Annotated in this window: 13 protein-coding genes and 1 pseudogene; 13 read left to right on the top strand and 1 reads right to left on the bottom strand. The window is 65.9% G+C overall.

Translation table 11 applies throughout. The features are described 5' to 3' along the window. Window positions 1-583: 583 nt before the first annotated feature. From ftsW to murC, 5 genes are all read left to right on the top strand, one after another. The gene (gene ftsW, locus ACVMB0_RS34765; protein WP_456753357.1) at window positions 584-1,735 is read left to right on the top strand and encodes a putative lipid II flippase FtsW; all 1,152 of its coding nucleotides are present in this window, start codon (window positions 584-586) and stop codon (window positions 1,733-1,735) included. A 141-nt stretch (window positions 1,736-1,876) separates the two neighbouring features. Then, window positions 1,877-2,977 carry an undecaprenyldiphospho-muramoylpentapeptide beta-N-acetylglucosaminyltransferase gene (gene murG, locus ACVMB0_RS34760; protein ID WP_461349078.1) on the top strand — a complete coding sequence of 367 codons (1,101 nt, stop codon included), beginning with the start codon at window positions 1,877-1,879 and terminating at the stop codon, window positions 2,975-2,977. 38 nt (window positions 2,978-3,015) lie between these two features. After that, window positions 3,016-3,855, top strand: coding sequence for a class I SAM-dependent methyltransferase (locus tag ACVMB0_RS34755; RefSeq protein WP_461349077.1), 840 nt, complete (start codon window positions 3,016-3,018; stop codon window positions 3,853-3,855). 28 nt (window positions 3,856-3,883) lie between these two features. Then, complete coding sequence (locus tag ACVMB0_RS34750; RefSeq protein WP_461349076.1) at window positions 3,884-4,090, top strand: hypothetical protein; 207 nt, start codon at window positions 3,884-3,886, stop codon at window positions 4,088-4,090. After that, window positions 4,087-5,490, top strand: coding sequence for a UDP-N-acetylmuramate--L-alanine ligase (murC, locus tag ACVMB0_RS34745; RefSeq protein WP_461349075.1), 1,404 nt, complete (start codon window positions 4,087-4,089; stop codon window positions 5,488-5,490). Before ACVMB0_RS34750 ends, murC begins: the two co-directional genes overlap by 4 nt. 56 nt (window positions 5,491-5,546) lie before the next feature. Here the strand turns inward: murC and ACVMB0_RS34740 are convergent, their stop codons facing one another. Next, entirely contained in the window at window positions 5,547-5,882 is a 336-nt protein-coding gene (locus ACVMB0_RS34740) for a GIY-YIG nuclease family protein (protein WP_461349074.1), read from the bottom strand. A gap of 20 nt (window positions 5,883-5,902) precedes the next feature. On the opposite strand from ACVMB0_RS34740, the gene murB reads away from it, so the two are divergent. From murB to ACVMB0_RS34700, 8 genes and pseudogenes are all read left to right on the top strand, one after another. Further along, window positions 5,903-6,886, top strand: coding sequence for a UDP-N-acetylmuramate dehydrogenase (gene murB, locus ACVMB0_RS34735; protein ID WP_461349073.1), 984 nt, complete (start codon window positions 5,903-5,905; stop codon window positions 6,884-6,886). 67 nt (window positions 6,887-6,953) lie between these two features. Further along, the gene (locus tag ACVMB0_RS34730) at window positions 6,954-7,940 is read left to right on the top strand and encodes a D-alanine--D-alanine ligase family protein (protein ID WP_461349072.1); all 987 of its coding nucleotides are present in this window, start codon (window positions 6,954-6,956) and stop codon (window positions 7,938-7,940) included. A 125-nt stretch (window positions 7,941-8,065) separates the two neighbouring features. Next, window positions 8,066-8,333, top strand: a pseudogene (locus tag ACVMB0_RS34725) (hypothetical protein); the annotation flags it as partial. Beyond that, complete coding sequence (locus ACVMB0_RS34720; protein WP_461349071.1) at window positions 8,273-9,280, top strand: cell division protein FtsQ/DivIB; 1,008 nt, start codon at window positions 8,273-8,275, stop codon at window positions 9,278-9,280. The pseudogene ACVMB0_RS34725 and the gene ACVMB0_RS34720, both read left to right, overlap by 61 nt. Next, complete coding sequence (ftsA, locus tag ACVMB0_RS34715; protein WP_456753365.1) at window positions 9,277-10,593, top strand: cell division protein FtsA; 1,317 nt, start codon at window positions 9,277-9,279, stop codon at window positions 10,591-10,593. The genes ACVMB0_RS34720 and ftsA overlap by 4 nt, the downstream gene beginning before the upstream one ends. Window positions 10,594-10,682: 89 nt before the next feature. Next, on the top strand, window positions 10,683-12,464 hold the full coding sequence (gene ftsZ / locus ACVMB0_RS34710) for a cell division protein FtsZ (protein ID WP_456753366.1): 1,782 nt from the start codon (window positions 10,683-10,685) through the stop codon (window positions 12,462-12,464). A 350-nt stretch (window positions 12,465-12,814) separates the two neighbouring features. After that, window positions 12,815-13,777, top strand: coding sequence for a UDP-3-O-acyl-N-acetylglucosamine deacetylase (gene lpxC, locus ACVMB0_RS34705; RefSeq protein ID WP_461349070.1), 963 nt, complete (start codon window positions 12,815-12,817; stop codon window positions 13,775-13,777). 258 nt (window positions 13,778-14,035) lie between these two features. Further along, window positions 14,036-14,944 (top strand): outer membrane protein assembly factor BamD, encoded by a 909-nt coding sequence (locus ACVMB0_RS34700; RefSeq protein WP_456753368.1) that lies wholly within the window; start codon window positions 14,036-14,038, stop codon window positions 14,942-14,944. The last annotated feature ends 8 nt before the right edge of the window (window positions 14,945-14,952 follow it).

Raw genomic sequence — 14,952 nt, 5'->3', positions numbered from 1 at the left:
AGTCGACGAATGCGCATGAAGCGGACAGCGAAATCGTGCAGGCCTGACGCCCTAGCGGTAGGTGTCTCTTCCGATTGCGCAAATGCGCGTTGCGAAGACGGTGACAAACAAGCCAAGTCTCGCCGGGGAGAGCACGTATAAGCCGTAACCCATCGCGCAGGGAAAGCCGGGTTGTTTCCGGTTACACCTGTGGTCCTACCCCCGTGCTTTCTACCCATTGCACGGGGCCCATGGGTGCGATCGGCACCCGGCTTTCCCTGCGCCCTCTTCAAGGAGAGGGCGAAACGACAAGCAAAGCTCGGACAGATGTGTCGCGAGAATGCGAACTTGTGTTCCGTCATCCTGAGGAGCCGCGAAGCGGCGTCTCGAAGGATCGACGGCCACCAGCCGGGCCGTTCATCCTTCGAGGCTCGCTCTGCTCGCACCTCCAGCGACAAAGGCGAAGCCTTTGCGCGGGGATGACGGTGCCAGCTCGAGGCCGCGGGCCCCAATCCACCTCCCTCAAAAGTTACCCAACCCGTTAACCCCTTGGAAACCATCCTGCGCCACCAATGGACGTTATCTCTGCCATCTGGGGACGCCCATGCTCGCCCGTGACCAACGCACCCCGTTCTCGGACTGGTGGTGGACCGTCGACAAGCTGCTGCTTGTGGCGATCGCCGCGTTGATGCTGGCCGGCGTCATCCTGTCGCTGGCGGCGAGCCCGCCGGTGGCGACCCGGATCGGGCTCGATCCGTTCCACTTCTTCAACCGCCACGTCATGTTCCTGGTGCCGTCGCTGATCGTGCTGATCGGCGTCTCGTTCATGACGCCGCGGCAGATCCGGCGCACCGCGCTGATCGTATTCGCAGTGTCGATCGCGCTAATCGTGCTGACGCTCCTGGTCGGGCCCGAGGTCAAGGGCTCGCGGCGCTGGATCACCCTGCTCGGCGTCAATATCCAGGCCTCCGAGGCCGCCAAACCCGCCTTCGTGATCGTCGCGGCCTGGCTGTTTGCGGAATCGACAAAGCGGCCGGAGATGCCGGCGACCTCGATGGCGCTGGTGCTGCTGATGACGCTGGTCACGCTGCTGGTGATGGAGCCCGACTTCGGCCAGACCATGCTGATCCTCACGGTGTGGGGCGCGTTGTTCTTCATCGCGGGCATGCGGATGATCTGGGTGTTCGGGCTCGCCGGCGCCGCCGGCGCCGGCCTGTTCGGCGCCTATCTGCTGGTGCCGCACGTCGCCGGCCGCATCAAGCGCTTCATGAACCCCGCCTCGGGCGACACCTTCCAGGTCGACACCGCGATGGAGGCGTTCTGGAACGGCGGCTGGTTCGGTCTCGGCCCGGGCGAGGGAATTGCAAAACGCAGCCTGCCGGACAGCCACACCGACTTCGTGTTCGCGGTCGCGGCGGAGGAATTCGGCATCATCCTCTGCCTGATGCTGGTCGCGCTGTTCGGCTTCATCGTGATCCGCACGCTGACCCGGGCCTATGCCACCGAGGACATGTTCTCGCGCTTCGCGGCGTCGGGACTTGCGATCCTGTTCGGCGTGCAGGCGACCATCAACATGGCGGTCAATCTGCAACTGATCCCGGCCAAGGGCATGACGCTGCCGTTCATCTCCTATGGCGGCTCGTCCTTCGTGTCGCTCGCCTATGGCGTCGGCATGATGCTGGCGCTGACGCGGCAGCGGCCGCGTACCGAGATCGAATCGATGGAAGGCGCCAGCGCCCAGCGCGCCTACGCGTAGGTGACCCTTGTTGTCATTGCGAGAAGCGAAGCGACGACCTGTCCGCCGAAGCCTTGGCGAAGGCGGAAGCAATCCATCTCTCCGCTTTGCGGGGCTATGGATTGCTTCGCTTCGCTCGCAATGACGATGTAAAAGGCAGCCATGGACAACGCGCCCTTGATTCTGCTGGCGGCCGGTGGCACCGGCGGCCATCTGTTCCCGGCCGAAGCGCTCGCCGTGGAACTGATCCGGCGTGGCCTGCGGGTGCGGCTTGCCACCGACGGCCGTGCGCTGCGCTACTCCGGCCTGTTCGGCCGCGAGAGCATCGACCTGGTGCCGAGCGCCACGGTGCGCAGCCGCAACCTGATCTCGCTGGCGCAGACCGTGCTGATGCTCGGCTACGGCACCCTCATTGCCGCCAATCTGGTGCGCCGGCTGAAGCCCGCGGCCGTGGTCGGCTTCGGCGGCTACCCGACCTTGCCGCCGTTGGTGGCGGCGCGGATGCTCGGTGTTCCCGGCATCATCCACGATGCCAATGCGGTGCTCGGCCGCGCCAATCGTTTTCTCTCCGGCCGCGTCAACGCGATCGCGACCTCGCTGCCCGGCGTGCTCGATCGCGATCCCGCGCTGGCCGGCAAGGCGACCACGGTCGGCACGCCGATGCGGCCCGCGATCCTTGCGGCTGCCGCGGTGAAATACACGCCGCCCGAGGTGGACGGGCCGTTGCGCCTGCTCGTCGTCGGCGGCAGCCAGGGCGCGCGGGTGATGAGCGACATCGTGCCGCCGGCGCTCGAGAAGCTTGCGCCCGAACTGTGGAGCCGCCTGATCGTCACCCAGCAGGTGCGCGAGGAGGACATGGCGCGGGTCCGCGCGGTGTACGACCGGCTCAAGATCAATGCCGAGCTGGCGCCGTTCTTCGCCGACCTGCCGGCGCGCCTCGCCTCCAGCCAGCTGGTGATCTCGCGGTCCGGCGCCGGCACCATCGCCGAGCTCGCCGCGATCGGCCGGCCCTCGATCCTGGTGCCGCTGCCCGGCGCGATCGATCAGGACCAGTTCGCCAATGCCGGTGTGCTGTCGCAGGGCAACGGCGCGCTGCGCATCGCGCAGAGCGATTTTACGCCGGAGCGGCTCGCCGCCGAGATCTCGGCCTTCGCCGCGGAGCCTTCGAGGCTGACCGTGATGGCACAGGCCGCGCGCGGCGTCGGCCGGCTCGATGCCGCCGAGCGGCTCGCCGATCTGGTTGCCAAGGTGGCCGGCATTTGATGCGCCAATCCGGCAGGACGCCGGGGGAGAGTTAGATCATGACGGATCTGCTGATCCACTCCGTCTCGGAGTTCTCGGACCTGATCCTCGAAGCGCTGCGTCTGGCGGAGGCGCGCGATGTGGTCGAGATCGGCGCCGAGTATGGCGGCATGTCGGCGCTGCTTGCCGATCACTGCCGGGCCCGCGGCGGCCGGCTCACCAGCATCGATCCCGCGCCGAAGCGCGCATTCCTCGATTGGGTGGCTGCCAATCCGGACGTGCGACACGTCGCAAAGCCGAGCCTCGATGCGTTCGGTGATCTGGATGCTGCCGACGCCTGGATCGTCGATGGCGATCACAACTGGTACACCGTCTATCACGAGCTCCGGCTGATCGAGGCGATCAGCCGCCGCGCCGGCAAGCCGGTCCTGGTCTTCCTGCACGATGTCGGCTGGCCTTGCGGCCGGCGCGACATGTATTACGCGCCCGAGCAGATTCCCGCAGCGTATCGTCATCCGCACAGTTTCAATGCCGGCGCCACGCTGGATCGTCCGGCGCTGGTCGAGGGCCGCGGATTTCGCGGCGGGGGCCTTGCCGCATTCGCAAACGTGTCCGGCGGGGCGCGCAACGGCGTGATGACCGCGATCGACGATTTCCTGACCGAGGAGCTGGCGCAGGGCAGGGAGTTCGGCTTCGCCGAGATCCCCGCGGTGTTCGGCCTCGGCGTGCTGTTCGACATGAACGCCGCCTGGAGCGCACAGCTGGCCGAGCTCGTGCTGCCCTATCACCAGAACAAGCTGCTGCGCGCGCTCGAGACCAACCGGCTGCGCAATTATCTTCGCGTGATCGAGATGCAGGACGAGTTCGCCGCGCGCGCTGCGCGCCTGGGAGCGGCGTAGCGCCCGGGCCGCCATGGAGACGTCCGCGATGCCAGATATCAAGCAGCGGCCGATGGCCGACAACAGCGGCATTTCCGCGGCCGCGGGGTGGAAAAAGCCCTTGTCACGCACCGGAAAAGCGGGGCATCCAGTAGTCTGCGCCACCACCGATATGGGGCGCACAAAGAGGCCCAATCGTCCGTTCCGCAGCGGAGCCCGCACCGATCGGATGATGATGTCAGGAACCGGATCATGAGACTGCCGCGCGAGATCGGACCCATTCACTTCGTCGGGATCGGCGGCATCGGCATGAGCGGCATCGCCGAGGTGCTGATCAATCTTGGCTACACCGTGCAGGGCTCCGACGCGTCGGACAATTACAACCTCGACCGGCTGCGCAAGAAGGGCGCCAAGATCTCGGTCGGCCACGCCGCCGAGAATGTCGATGGCGCCGATGTCGTCGTGGTCTCGACCGCGATCAAGCGCGACAATCCCGAGCTGATGGCGGCGCGCGCGCGGCGCATTCCCGTGGTGCGGCGTGCCGAGATGCTGGCGGAACTGATGCGGCTGAAGAGCTGCGTCGCGATCGCCGGCACCCACGGCAAGACCACCACGACCACGATGGTCGCGACCTTGCTCGATGCCGGCGGGCTCGATCCGACCGTGATCAACGGCGGCATCATCAATGCCTACGGCTCCAACGCGCGGCTCGGGGCCGGCGACTGGATGGTGGTCGAGGCCGACGAGAGCGACGGCACCTTCCTGAAGCTGCCGTCCGACGTCGTCATCGTCACCAATATCGATCCCGAGCATCTCGATCACTTCAAGACCTTCGAGGCGATCCAGGATGCGTTCCGCAATTTCGTCGAGAACGTTCCGTTCTACGGCTTTGCCGTGATGTGCACCGATCATCCCGTGGTGCAGGCCCTGGTCGGCAAGATCGAGGATCGCCGCATCATCACCTACGGCCAGAATCCGCAGGCCGATGCACAGCTGCTGGAGCTCACGCCAATGGGCGGCGGCTCGAAGTTCACCGTCGCGATCCGCGATCGCAAGTCAGGCGCGACGCACGAGATCAAGGACATCACGCTGCCGATGCCGGGACGCCACAACGCGTCCAACGCGACGGCGGCGATCGCGGTCGCGCACCAGCTCGGCGTGTCCGACGACGTGATCCGCCAGGCGATGGCGGGCTTCGGCGGCGTCAAGCGGCGCTTCACCAAGACCGGCGAGACCAACGGCATCACCGTGATCGACGATTACGGGCATCATCCGGTCGAGATCGCGGCGGTGCTGAAGGCGGCGCGGGAATCCACCAACGGCAAGATCGTTGCCGTAGTGCAGCCGCATCGCTACACCCGCCTGCAATCGCTGTTCGAGGAATTCTGCACCTGCTTCAACGACGCCGATGCCGTGGTGGTCGCCGAGGTCTATCCGGCCGGCGAGGCGCCGATCGCAGGTATCGACCGTGACCATTTCGCCGCCGGCCTGCGCGCCCACGGCCATCGCAACGTGGTGCCGCTGCCGAACGCCGGCGAACTCGCCAGCATCGTGCACGGCCTCGCCAAGTCCGGTGACCTCGTCGTCTGCCTCGGCGCCGGCAACATCACGCAATGGGCCTACGCACTGCCTGGCGAATTGAAGGCGCTGGGGTGATGATGGTCTCGTATCCATCCCCGTCATGGCCGGGCTTGTCCCGGCCATCCACGTCTTCACTGGACGATCGTGTCGTACAGATCGTCCCAGTTTGGATTCGCTGCAATGATTTTGCGGACCTTCCAGGCGCGAGGCCAATGCTTGATGGTATGTTCACGCTGGATAGCTGTGCGGATATCGTCGAATTGCTCGAAATAGACCAGCCGCTTCAAGTCGTAACGCTTGGTGAATCCATCGACGAATCCAGAACGATGCTCAAATATCCGGCGGACGAGATCGCTCGTTACGCCGACGTAGAGCACGCCGTTCGGACGGTTGGTCAGAAAATAGATGTATCCCCCTGCCATGCGGAGATATTGCAAGACGTGGATGGCCGGGACAAGCCCGGCCATGACGGATGGAGGGGGTACGCATGACCTTCCCCGACATCACGCCCGACCTGAAAGCAGCGATGCCGGAGTTGCGCGGGCGGCTGCTGGCGAACCAGTCGCTGGCGGAGCTGACCTGGTTTCGCGTTGGTGGCCCGGCGCAGGTGCTGTTCACGCCGGCGGATGAAGACGATCTCGCCTACTTCCTGAAGCGCCTGCCGCAGGAATTGCCGGTCTATGTCGTCGGCGTCGGCTCCAATCTGATCGTGCGCGACGGCGGCATGCCTGGTGTCGTGATCCGGCTCGCGCCGCGTGCATTCGGCGAAACCAGTGCGGCCGGCGATGTCGTCAGCGCCGGCGCGGCGGCGCTCGACAAGCGCGTCGCCGAAACGGCGGCGGCGGCTGACATCGGCGGCATGGAATTCTTGTTCGGCATTCCCGGCACGGTCGGCGGCGCGTTGCGCATGAACGCCGGCGCCAATGGCGGCGAGACCAAGGACGTGCTGATCGAGGCCACCGGCGTCGGTCGCGACGGCACCAAGCATGTGTTCGGCAATGCCGACATGAAGTTCGTCTATCGCAACAGCGGCGTCGATCCATCGATCGTGTTCACTTCGGCGCGCTTCCGCGGCACGATCACCGAACCTGATGTGATCCGCGCCCGCATGAACGAGGTGCAGACCCATCGCGAGACCGCGCAGCCGATCCGCGAGAAAACCGGCGGCTCGACCTTCAAGAATCCGCCCGGCAACAGCGCCTGGAAGTTGATCGACGCCGCCGGCTGCCGCGGCCTCAAGGTCGGCGGCGCGCAGGTGTCGGAGATGCACTGCAATTTTCTGATCAACACCGGTAACGCCACCGGGCACGACATCGAGACGCTCGGCGAGACGGTGCGCGAGCGGGTCAGGCAAACCAGCGGAATTGAGCTGCACTGGGAAATCAAGCGGATCGGGAATTCAACGGAGTCATCATTCCGGGGCTCGCGAAGCGAGAACCCGGAATCCATCGCGCCGCAAGACAAGGGGTGAAATGGATTCCGGGCTCGCGCTCCGCGCGCCCCGGAATGACGGGCGTAGCGAACGACAGGCAAAGAACATGCAGGTGACCATTCTGTTCGGCGGCACCAACAAGGAGCGGCTGGTCTCGGTGGCGAGCACGCAGGCGCTGCACCGCGCGCTGCCCGATGCGGAGCTCTGGTTCTGGGATGTCGACGACACCGTGCATGCGGTGACGTCCGAGAAGCTGCTCGGCCACACGCGGCCCTTCGAAGTCGACTTCAAGCCCGACGGTCGCGGCATCGCGCTCGACCAGGCGCTCGACAAAGCAAGCGCCGAACGGCGTGTGCTGGTGTTCGGCCTGCACGGCGGCCGCGCCGAGAATGGCGAATTGCAGGCGATGTGCGAGATGCGCGGCGTCGCGTTCACCGGCTCCGGCTCGGCGTCGTCGCATCTGGCGTTCGACAAGCCGTCGGCGAAGCGCTTCGCCGCGATCGCGGGCCTCAACGCGCCGCAGGGTATCGCGGTCGAACAGCTCGACGACGCCTTCGCGAAATACGGCAGGCTGATCGCAAAGCCGGCAAAGGACGGATCGAGCTACGGGCTGATCTTCGTCAACGCCAAGCAGGATCTCGTCGCGGTCCGCAACGCCGCGAAGCACGAAGACTATCTGATCGAGCCGTTCGTCTCGGGCGTCGAGGCGACCTGCGGCGTGCTCGAGCAGTCCGACGGCTCCGTGTTCGCGCTGCCGCCGATCGAGATCGTGCCGGGGGAGGGCGCGTTCGACTACACAGCCAAATACCTTCTGAAGTCGACCCAGGAGATCTGTCCCGGCCGCTTCGCGCCGGAGGTGACCACCGCGATCATGGACCACGCGCTGCGGGCGCACCGTGCGTTGTCCTGCACCGGCTACTCGCGCAGCGATTTCATCGTGTCGGCCAATGGCCCGGTCTATCTCGAGACCAACACGCTGCCCGGGCTGACCGCGGCATCACTGTACCCTAAAGCCTTGAAAGCACAGGGCATCGCGTTTGCCGACTTCCTCACCGACCAGATCGCGCTCGCCCGCCGCCGCGCCGGAGGTTAAGGCCGATCGGGCGGGAAGGCGCTCGACTCGGCCGGATGGAACCCGGGGCCTGTTGCTAAAATGCTAACGGGTTCGCGGCAAAGTACTCAGAGCGTTGATCAAAATACACTCCAGGCTGAACTCATTTACCGTTTGTTTACCAGGAAGCCCGAAGGTTAACGCTGGCGGCGCATGTAGCGCTTGGCTGCCGGGGCGTGAGCTGTCGCGGATTACCGCTTCGAGGATCGCAACCAGGGAACAGGGGGCCACTCTAATCCCACCGGTCTAGCCGAGACGTGAATTGTGCCGGGACCCGCGGGGTTTGCGGGCACAACACGTGACGAGTTCGTGCAATGGATGGTGCAGGACGCCTCACCCGATCGCTGCGATCGCTGGGGCCCCAAGCTGACCTGAGAGCAGCCGCTATTGGAGCGGCGGTGCTGCTGCGCGAGTATGTCGGCGCCCATCTGGCGCGTCGCCGCCGCCGTCCCGCCAAGCGGCCGCAGCTGATCGATCGCGAGCCGCCGAATCGCTACATCCTGATGGTCGAACGCTATCTGCCGCGCCGCATCGGCCTGGTCGCGACGCTTGCGCTTCTGTTCGGCAGCCTCGGCTTCGGCATCGTCAAGGGCGGCCATGTCGAGGAGTTCACCACCGCGCTCAGCGACACCCGCAACGCGCTGGCCAATTCCGCGGGCTTCCGCATCACGACCGTCGGCATCAACGGCCGCAAGCAGCTGAGCCAGGACGAGGTGCTTGCGATCGGCGGCGTCAACGGCCGTTCCTCGCTGCTGTTCCTCGACGCCGATACCGTGCGCGCCAAGCTGAAGGCCAATCCCTGGATCGCGGACGCCACGATCCTCAAGCTCTATCCGGGCCGGCTGCAGATCGACATCGTCGAGCGCACCGCCTTCGCGCTGTGGCAGCAGAACGGCCGCCTGTCGGTGATCGCCTCCGACGGCGCGGTGTTGGAGCCTTACGTCACGCGCCGCTTCCTCAATCTGCCGCTGGTCGTGGGCAAGGGCGCCGACACCCGCGCGCAAGACTTCCTGGCGCTGCTCGACCGTTATCCGCAGGTGCGTTCGGTGACCAAGGCCGCGATCTTCGTCGGTGAGCGGCGCTGGAACCTGCGTCTGAAGGACGGCCTCGACATCCGCCTGCCCGAGAACGATGTCGGCAATGCGCTCGCCGCACTCTCCAAGCTCGACAAGGACGAGAAGCTGTTCTCGCGCGACATTGTCGCCGTCGACATGCGGCTGCCCGATCGGCTGATCGTGCAATTGTCCGAGGAAGCCGGCAAGGCGCGCGACGAACTGTTCAAGGACAAGAAGTCCAAGAAGAAGGCCGGTGACAGCGCATGACCGGCCTCGACCGCAATTTGACCCCGAAGACCCGCCCGATGCAGAAGCGCACCGCGATGGTGGCCTCGCTCGACGTCGGCTCCAGCAAGATCGCCTGCATGATCGCGCGGCTCAAGCCGTCGCCGCCGAACGAGGCGCTGCGCGGCCGCACCCATGCGGTCGAATTGATCGGCTACAGCCAAATCCAGTCGCGCGGCGTCAAGGCCGGCGCCGTGGTCGACCTCGCCGAATGCGAGAAGGCGGTGCGCCATGCCGTGGCGCTGGCCGAGCGCATGGCCAAGGTCCGTGTCGAATCCGTGCTGCTGTCGGTGTCCGGCGGCCGACAGCATGGCCAGCTGGTTGAGGCCGCGGCCGATATCCGCGGCGGCTCGGTGACCTCGGACGATATCAGCCGCGTCACCTCGGCCGGCATGCGGCATGCCGCCGGCGCCGGCCGCACCGTGCTGCACGCGCTGCCGGTCGGCTACGCGCTCGACGGCGTCAAGGGCATCCGCGATCCCCGGGGCATGGTGGCGCGCCAGTTCGGCGTCGACATGAACGTGGTGACGTCGGATGCCACCGTCGCCAAGAACCTGATGCTGGTGGTCGAGCGCTGCCATCTCAACGTCGAGGCCATGGCCTCGAGCCCCTATGTCGCAGGCCTCTCGGTGCTGACCGACGACGAAGCCGATCTTGGCGCAGCCGTTGTCGAGATGGGCGCGGGATCGACCACGATCGCGACCTACTCCGGCGGCCGCCTCGTACATGCATCTGGATTTGCGCTCGGCGGGCAACACATCACGATGGATCTTGCGCGCGGCATCGGCGCGTGCATTGCGGACGCCGAGCGAATCAAGACTTTATACGGCACAGTGCTGACCGGCGGATCGGACTCGCGCGAGCTGATGTCCGTCCCCACTGCGGGCGACGATCGGGAGACACCGCAAATCGTGTCCCGCGCCACGATTGCGAACATTGTCCGGCATCGCGCCGAGGAGATTTTTGAAATGATCCGTGACCGGCTCGCGGATTCTCCCTTTGCGGCTGAGCCGAGGGCGCGCGTCGTGCTGAGCGGCGGTGCGTCGCAGCTCACCGGCACGGTCGAGCTCGCCACCCGCATCCTGAACCGTCAGGTCCGCATCGGCCGCCCGCTCGGCTTCGGCCGGCTGCCGAACGAGGCGAAGGGCGCCTCGTTCTCGGTGCCGACGGGCCTGCTGGTCTACCCGCAATACGCTCATCTTGAACATGTCGAACCGCGGCGCACGCGGCAGCTCCGGACAGGGACAGACGGTTACTTCGGAAAGGTCGGACGATGGCTTCGCGAGGGCTTCTGATGACCGCACCCCGGCTCATTGCATTTTCACCAGCTCCTGCGGCCAGCGGCCGGGGCGAACCAACGCGCGCATAATCGAGAGAGGCAACCATGGCACTCAATCTGACACCCCCTGACATCAGCGAGTTGAAACCGCGGATCACCGTCTTCGGCGTCGGCGGCGCGGGTGGTAATGCCGTCAACAACATGATCACCGCCGGGTTGCAGGGCGTCGACTTCGTCGTCGCCAACACCGACGCGCAGGCGCTGACGATGTCGAAGGCGCAGCGCATCATCCAGATGGGCACCCAGGTCACCCAGGGTCTCGGCGCCGGTTCGCAACCTGATGTCGGCGCTGCGGCCGCGCAGGAAGTCATGGACGAGCTGCGCGATCACCTCACCGGCGCCAACATGGTGTTCGTCACCGCCGGCATGGGCGGCGGCACCGGCACCGGCGCCGCGCCCGTGATCGCCAAGGCCGCCCGCGAGATGGGGATCCTCACCGTCGGCGTGGTGACGAAGCCGTTCCACTTCGAAGGCCAGCGCCGCATGCGCACCGCCGAGCACGGCATTTCCGAGCTCCACAAGGTGGTCGACACGCTGCTGATCATCCCGAACCAGAACCTGTTCCGGGTCGCCAACGAGAAGACCACCTTTGCCGACGCGTTCGCGATGGCCGACCAGGTGCTGTACTCGGGCGTCGCCTGCATCACCGACCTGATGGTCAAGGAAGGCCTGATCAACCTCGACTTCGCCGACGTCCGCGCCGTGATGCGCGAGATGGGCAAGGCGATGATGGGCACCGGCGAGGCCACCGGCGAGAAGCGCGCGCTGACCGCAGCCGAAGCTGCGATCGCCAACCCGCTGATCGACGACTCGTCGATGAAGGGCGCCCGCGGCCTCCTGATCTCGATCACCGGCGGCAAGGACCTGACCCTGTTCGAGGTCGACGAAGCCGCGACCCGCATCCGCGAGGAGGTCGATGCCGACGCCAACATCATCGTCGGCGCCACCTTCGACGAATCGCTCGACGGCATCATTCGCGTCTCGGTGGTCGCAACCGGTATCGAGCAGGCCGCGATCGCCTCGCGTGCCCAGGCTCCCGCGCAGCAGTCGGGCGGCTCGCCCGAGAGCCGGCTGGCCGACCTGACCGCCCGCCTGCGCGCCGACAATCAGCGCATGGCCGAGCGGGCCCAGAAGCTGGAGCCGCCGACCGGCGTGACCGTTGCACCGATCGCAGCTCCGTCCGCAGCCCAGCAGCGCCCGGCCGTCGAGCGCGCCGCGCTGGCGGCGATCGCCGCGGCGGTTGCCCCGGATAGCGCACCCCAGGCTCCGATGCAGCCGGCGTCCTACGGTGATGTCACGGTGCGGCCGATTGCCCAGAAGCCCTCGTTGTTCCCCGACCACGAGGCGGCCAAGGCCGAGCAGCACGAGCAGATGCCGCCCGAGACCTTCATCCCGCAGGCAGCCGAGCGGTCGCCGGTGCGCGCCCCGCGAATGCCGAAATTCGAGGACCTGCCGATGCCGGCGCAGGCGGAAATTCGCCAGGCCAGCGGTGACGGCGAGGCGGAACACCCGCAGAAGACCCGGCTGTCGCTGCTGCAGCGGCTGGCCAATGTCGGCCTCGGCCGCCGCGACGAAGAGACCGAACCGCCGATCGCGGCCCGTGCCTCCGGTCCGGCGATGCCTGCGATGCCGGCGCTGCCCGAGCGCAAGCCGGCCCGCAGCGTCGCCCAGCAGATCTCGGCGAACGAATCGCCGGTATCGGAATATGCAAAGCGGCCCGCGCCGCAGGGGTTGGACGCACATGGCCGCCAGGCGCCTGTTGCCCCGGCGCCACAGGGTGACGACCATCTTGATATCCCGGCCTTCCTGCGCCGGCAGGCCAACTGAAGTTTGTTACAATCTTGGCGACAAAGAAGGCCTCGGCGGGGAACTGCCGGGGCCTTCTCCTTGCGGCGGGCAGGCGGTTCGGCTCGATAAACAAGCAACTGATTTTAAATGATTAATTATTCTTTGGATGATTGGATGGCGGCTCTCCGCCGGCCGTTTCCGCTGCGGCAATTTGGTTAAGCGCGGGCACGAATGCGGCAGAGATGGGGTAACAATCGGTAAACAAGCGTGAGTTGGCGCGGTTTAGGGCAATCACTATGGTCTGCCGGGACTTGGGGAGCTCAAGCGAGTCGGCCTTGGGGAAGTTTGGCCACTTGTATTGAGTGAAGTCGGGTAGTGGGCATTTTCGAATGAAGTTCAGCCGTCAAACAACGCTTCGGTCGCAAGCCACCGTGACTGGCGTGGGCGTTCATTCCGGTCTTCCTGTTAGTCTCACGCTGGGCCCTGCACCTGTTGATGCAGGTTTTATTTTTGTCCGCACCGGTCTTGACGGTACCGACCGCGAAGTGACCGCCACCGCCGACGCTGTGATCGCAACCGAGTTTGCGACGGTGCTCGGTGACCGCGAAGGGCCGCTGGTCTCGACCGCTGAGCATGTGCTTGCGGCGCTGCGCGGCATGGGCGTCGACAACGCCACCATCGAAATCGACGGGTCGGAAGTTCCGATCATGGACGGCAGTGCTGCCGCGTTTGTCGCAGCCATCGATCAGGCCGGCATCGTGACCCAGCCGGCGGTCCGCCGCTTCATCCAGGTGCTCAAACCGGTGCAGGTCGAGATCGGCGATGCGATGGGCGAACTGCGTCCGTTCGCCGGCGGCTTCCGCGCCGAAGTCGAGATCGATTTCACCAACAAGGTGATCGGCCGCCAGACCTATTCCTTCGATCTGTCGCCGGAAAGCTTCCGCCGCGAGGTCGCGCGTGCCCGCACCTTCGGCTGCATGAGCGACGTGGCGCGGCTGTGGGGCGCGGGCTTCGCGCTCGGCGCCTCCTTCGACAACACCGTGGTGTTCGACGAGGCCCGCCTGCTCAATGCCGAGGGCCTGCGCTACGCCGACGAGTGCGCCCGCCACAAGGTGCTCGACGTGATCGGCGATCTGGCGCTGGCCGGCTTGCCGCTGCTCGGCAGCTACCGTTCGGTCCGGGGCGGCCACAAGCTGAACAACGCGGTGCTGAAGGCGCTGCTCGCCGACCGCAGCGCCTGGCGGGTGGTCGAATCGGAGACTGCGCGCCGGCCGGTCCGCGGCCATGTCGAGGCCGGTGCAGGCACCGTGGGTGGCCTCGTTGCCCCGGCCTACGGCCCGGACGTGTCCTGATCGCCCAGATCCTGATCGCCCAGCCGGTCGAGCCCAATTTCCGTAATAACCCCAGCAGGCTGTGTGCTTTGTCAGGCCGCCTTATTCCCGGCGGATTGGCTCCCTATTCGGTTGGTCCACGGTCATTTTTCGGTTAAACAGGCCTGCGGTTGCCTGATGCGGCACCAACGGCGCGAGAGATATTGCATCCATGACCGCGGTTCATGGGTGGAGTGGGGTCGCCGTTAACCGCATCACAGGCGTCAGGTTTTACAATTCATGTCGGCAATGCGTATGGCGCTCGAACCACGCTCCTCTTCTGACGTCTCCGGCCTGACCAAGGCCGCGCGCGCGCTGCGTTTCGCGGCGGGCCTGATCGTGCTGGCACTGCCGCTCTCAGGCTGCGGCACCGGCGCGCTGTGGGACAAGTTCATGGCCAAGGACGACACGTTCGTCGATGAGCCCGCGGACAAGCTCTACAATGAGGGCTTGTACATGATGAACGAGAAGAAGGACCTGAAGGCCGCCTCAAAGAAGTTCGAGGAAGTCGACCGTCAGCACCCCTATTCGGACTGGGCGCGCAAGTCGCTGTTGATGTCGGCCTATTCGTATTACCAGGCCGGCGACTATGACAGCTGCATCGGCTCCGCGACCCGCTACGTCACGCTGCATCCCGGCAGCCCGGACGCGTCCTACGCCCAGTATCTGATCGCGGCGTCGCATTTCGACCAGATCCCGGACATCTCGCGCGACCAGAGCCGCACCGAGAAGGCGATCGCCGCGCTCGAAGAAGTGGTGCGCAAATATCCGACCTCGGAATACGCCACCCAGGCCAAGAACAAGATCCAGGCCGCGCGCGACCAGCTCGCCGGCAAGGAGATGGCGGTCGGGCGCTACTATATCGAGAAGCGCGACTTCACCGCCGCGATCAACCGCTTCAAGACCGTGGTCACGCAGTACCAGACCACGCGCCATGTCGAAGAGGCGCTGTACCGGCTCACCGAGGCCTATATGGCAATCGGCATCGTCGGCGAGGCGCAGACCGCAGCCGCCGTGCTCGGCCACAATTTTCCGGACAGCCGCTGGTACAAGGACGCCTATAATCTAGTAAAGTCCGGCGGTCTCGAGCCGAGCGAGAATCAGGGATCCTGGATCAGCAGGACCTTCAAGAAGATAGGTCTCGGCTAGGAATTGTC

The organism is Bradyrhizobium sp. USDA 4451 (assembly GCF_054822585.1).
Note: the sequence above shows the minus strand (reverse complement) of the source record. Positions and strands in the feature narration are given on the sequence as shown.

Excerpts from the sequence above, each read along its gene's own strand:
- ftsW (WP_456753357.1), top strand. The coding sequence starts at position 584 with ATGCTCGCCCGTGACCAACGCACCCCGTTCTCGGACTGGTGGTGGACC.
- murG (WP_461349078.1), top strand. The coding sequence starts at position 1,877 with ATGGACAACGCGCCCTTGATTCTGCTGGCGGCCGGTGGCACCGGCGGC.
- ACVMB0_RS34755 (WP_461349077.1), top strand. The coding sequence starts at position 3,016 with ATGACGGATCTGCTGATCCACTCCGTCTCGGAGTTCTCGGACCTGATC.
- ACVMB0_RS34750 (WP_461349076.1), top strand. The coding sequence starts at position 3,884 with ATGCCAGATATCAAGCAGCGGCCGATGGCCGACAACAGCGGCATTTCC.
- murC (WP_461349075.1), top strand. The coding sequence starts at position 4,087 with ATGAGACTGCCGCGCGAGATCGGACCCATTCACTTCGTCGGGATCGGC.
- ACVMB0_RS34740 (WP_461349074.1), bottom strand. The coding sequence starts at position 5,882 with ATGGCCGGGCTTGTCCCGGCCATCCACGTCTTGCAATATCTCCGCATG.
- murB (WP_461349073.1), top strand. The coding sequence starts at position 5,903 with ATGACCTTCCCCGACATCACGCCCGACCTGAAAGCAGCGATGCCGGAG.
- ACVMB0_RS34730 (WP_461349072.1), top strand. The coding sequence starts at position 6,954 with ATGCAGGTGACCATTCTGTTCGGCGGCACCAACAAGGAGCGGCTGGTC.
- ACVMB0_RS34720 (WP_461349071.1), top strand. The coding sequence starts at position 8,273 with ATGGATGGTGCAGGACGCCTCACCCGATCGCTGCGATCGCTGGGGCCC.
- ftsA (WP_456753365.1), top strand. The coding sequence starts at position 9,277 with ATGACCGGCCTCGACCGCAATTTGACCCCGAAGACCCGCCCGATGCAG.
- ftsZ (WP_456753366.1), top strand. The coding sequence starts at position 10,683 with ATGGCACTCAATCTGACACCCCCTGACATCAGCGAGTTGAAACCGCGG.
- lpxC (WP_461349070.1), top strand. The coding sequence starts at position 12,815 with ATGAAGTTCAGCCGTCAAACAACGCTTCGGTCGCAAGCCACCGTGACT.
- ACVMB0_RS34700 (WP_456753368.1), top strand. The coding sequence starts at position 14,036 with ATGTCGGCAATGCGTATGGCGCTCGAACCACGCTCCTCTTCTGACGTC.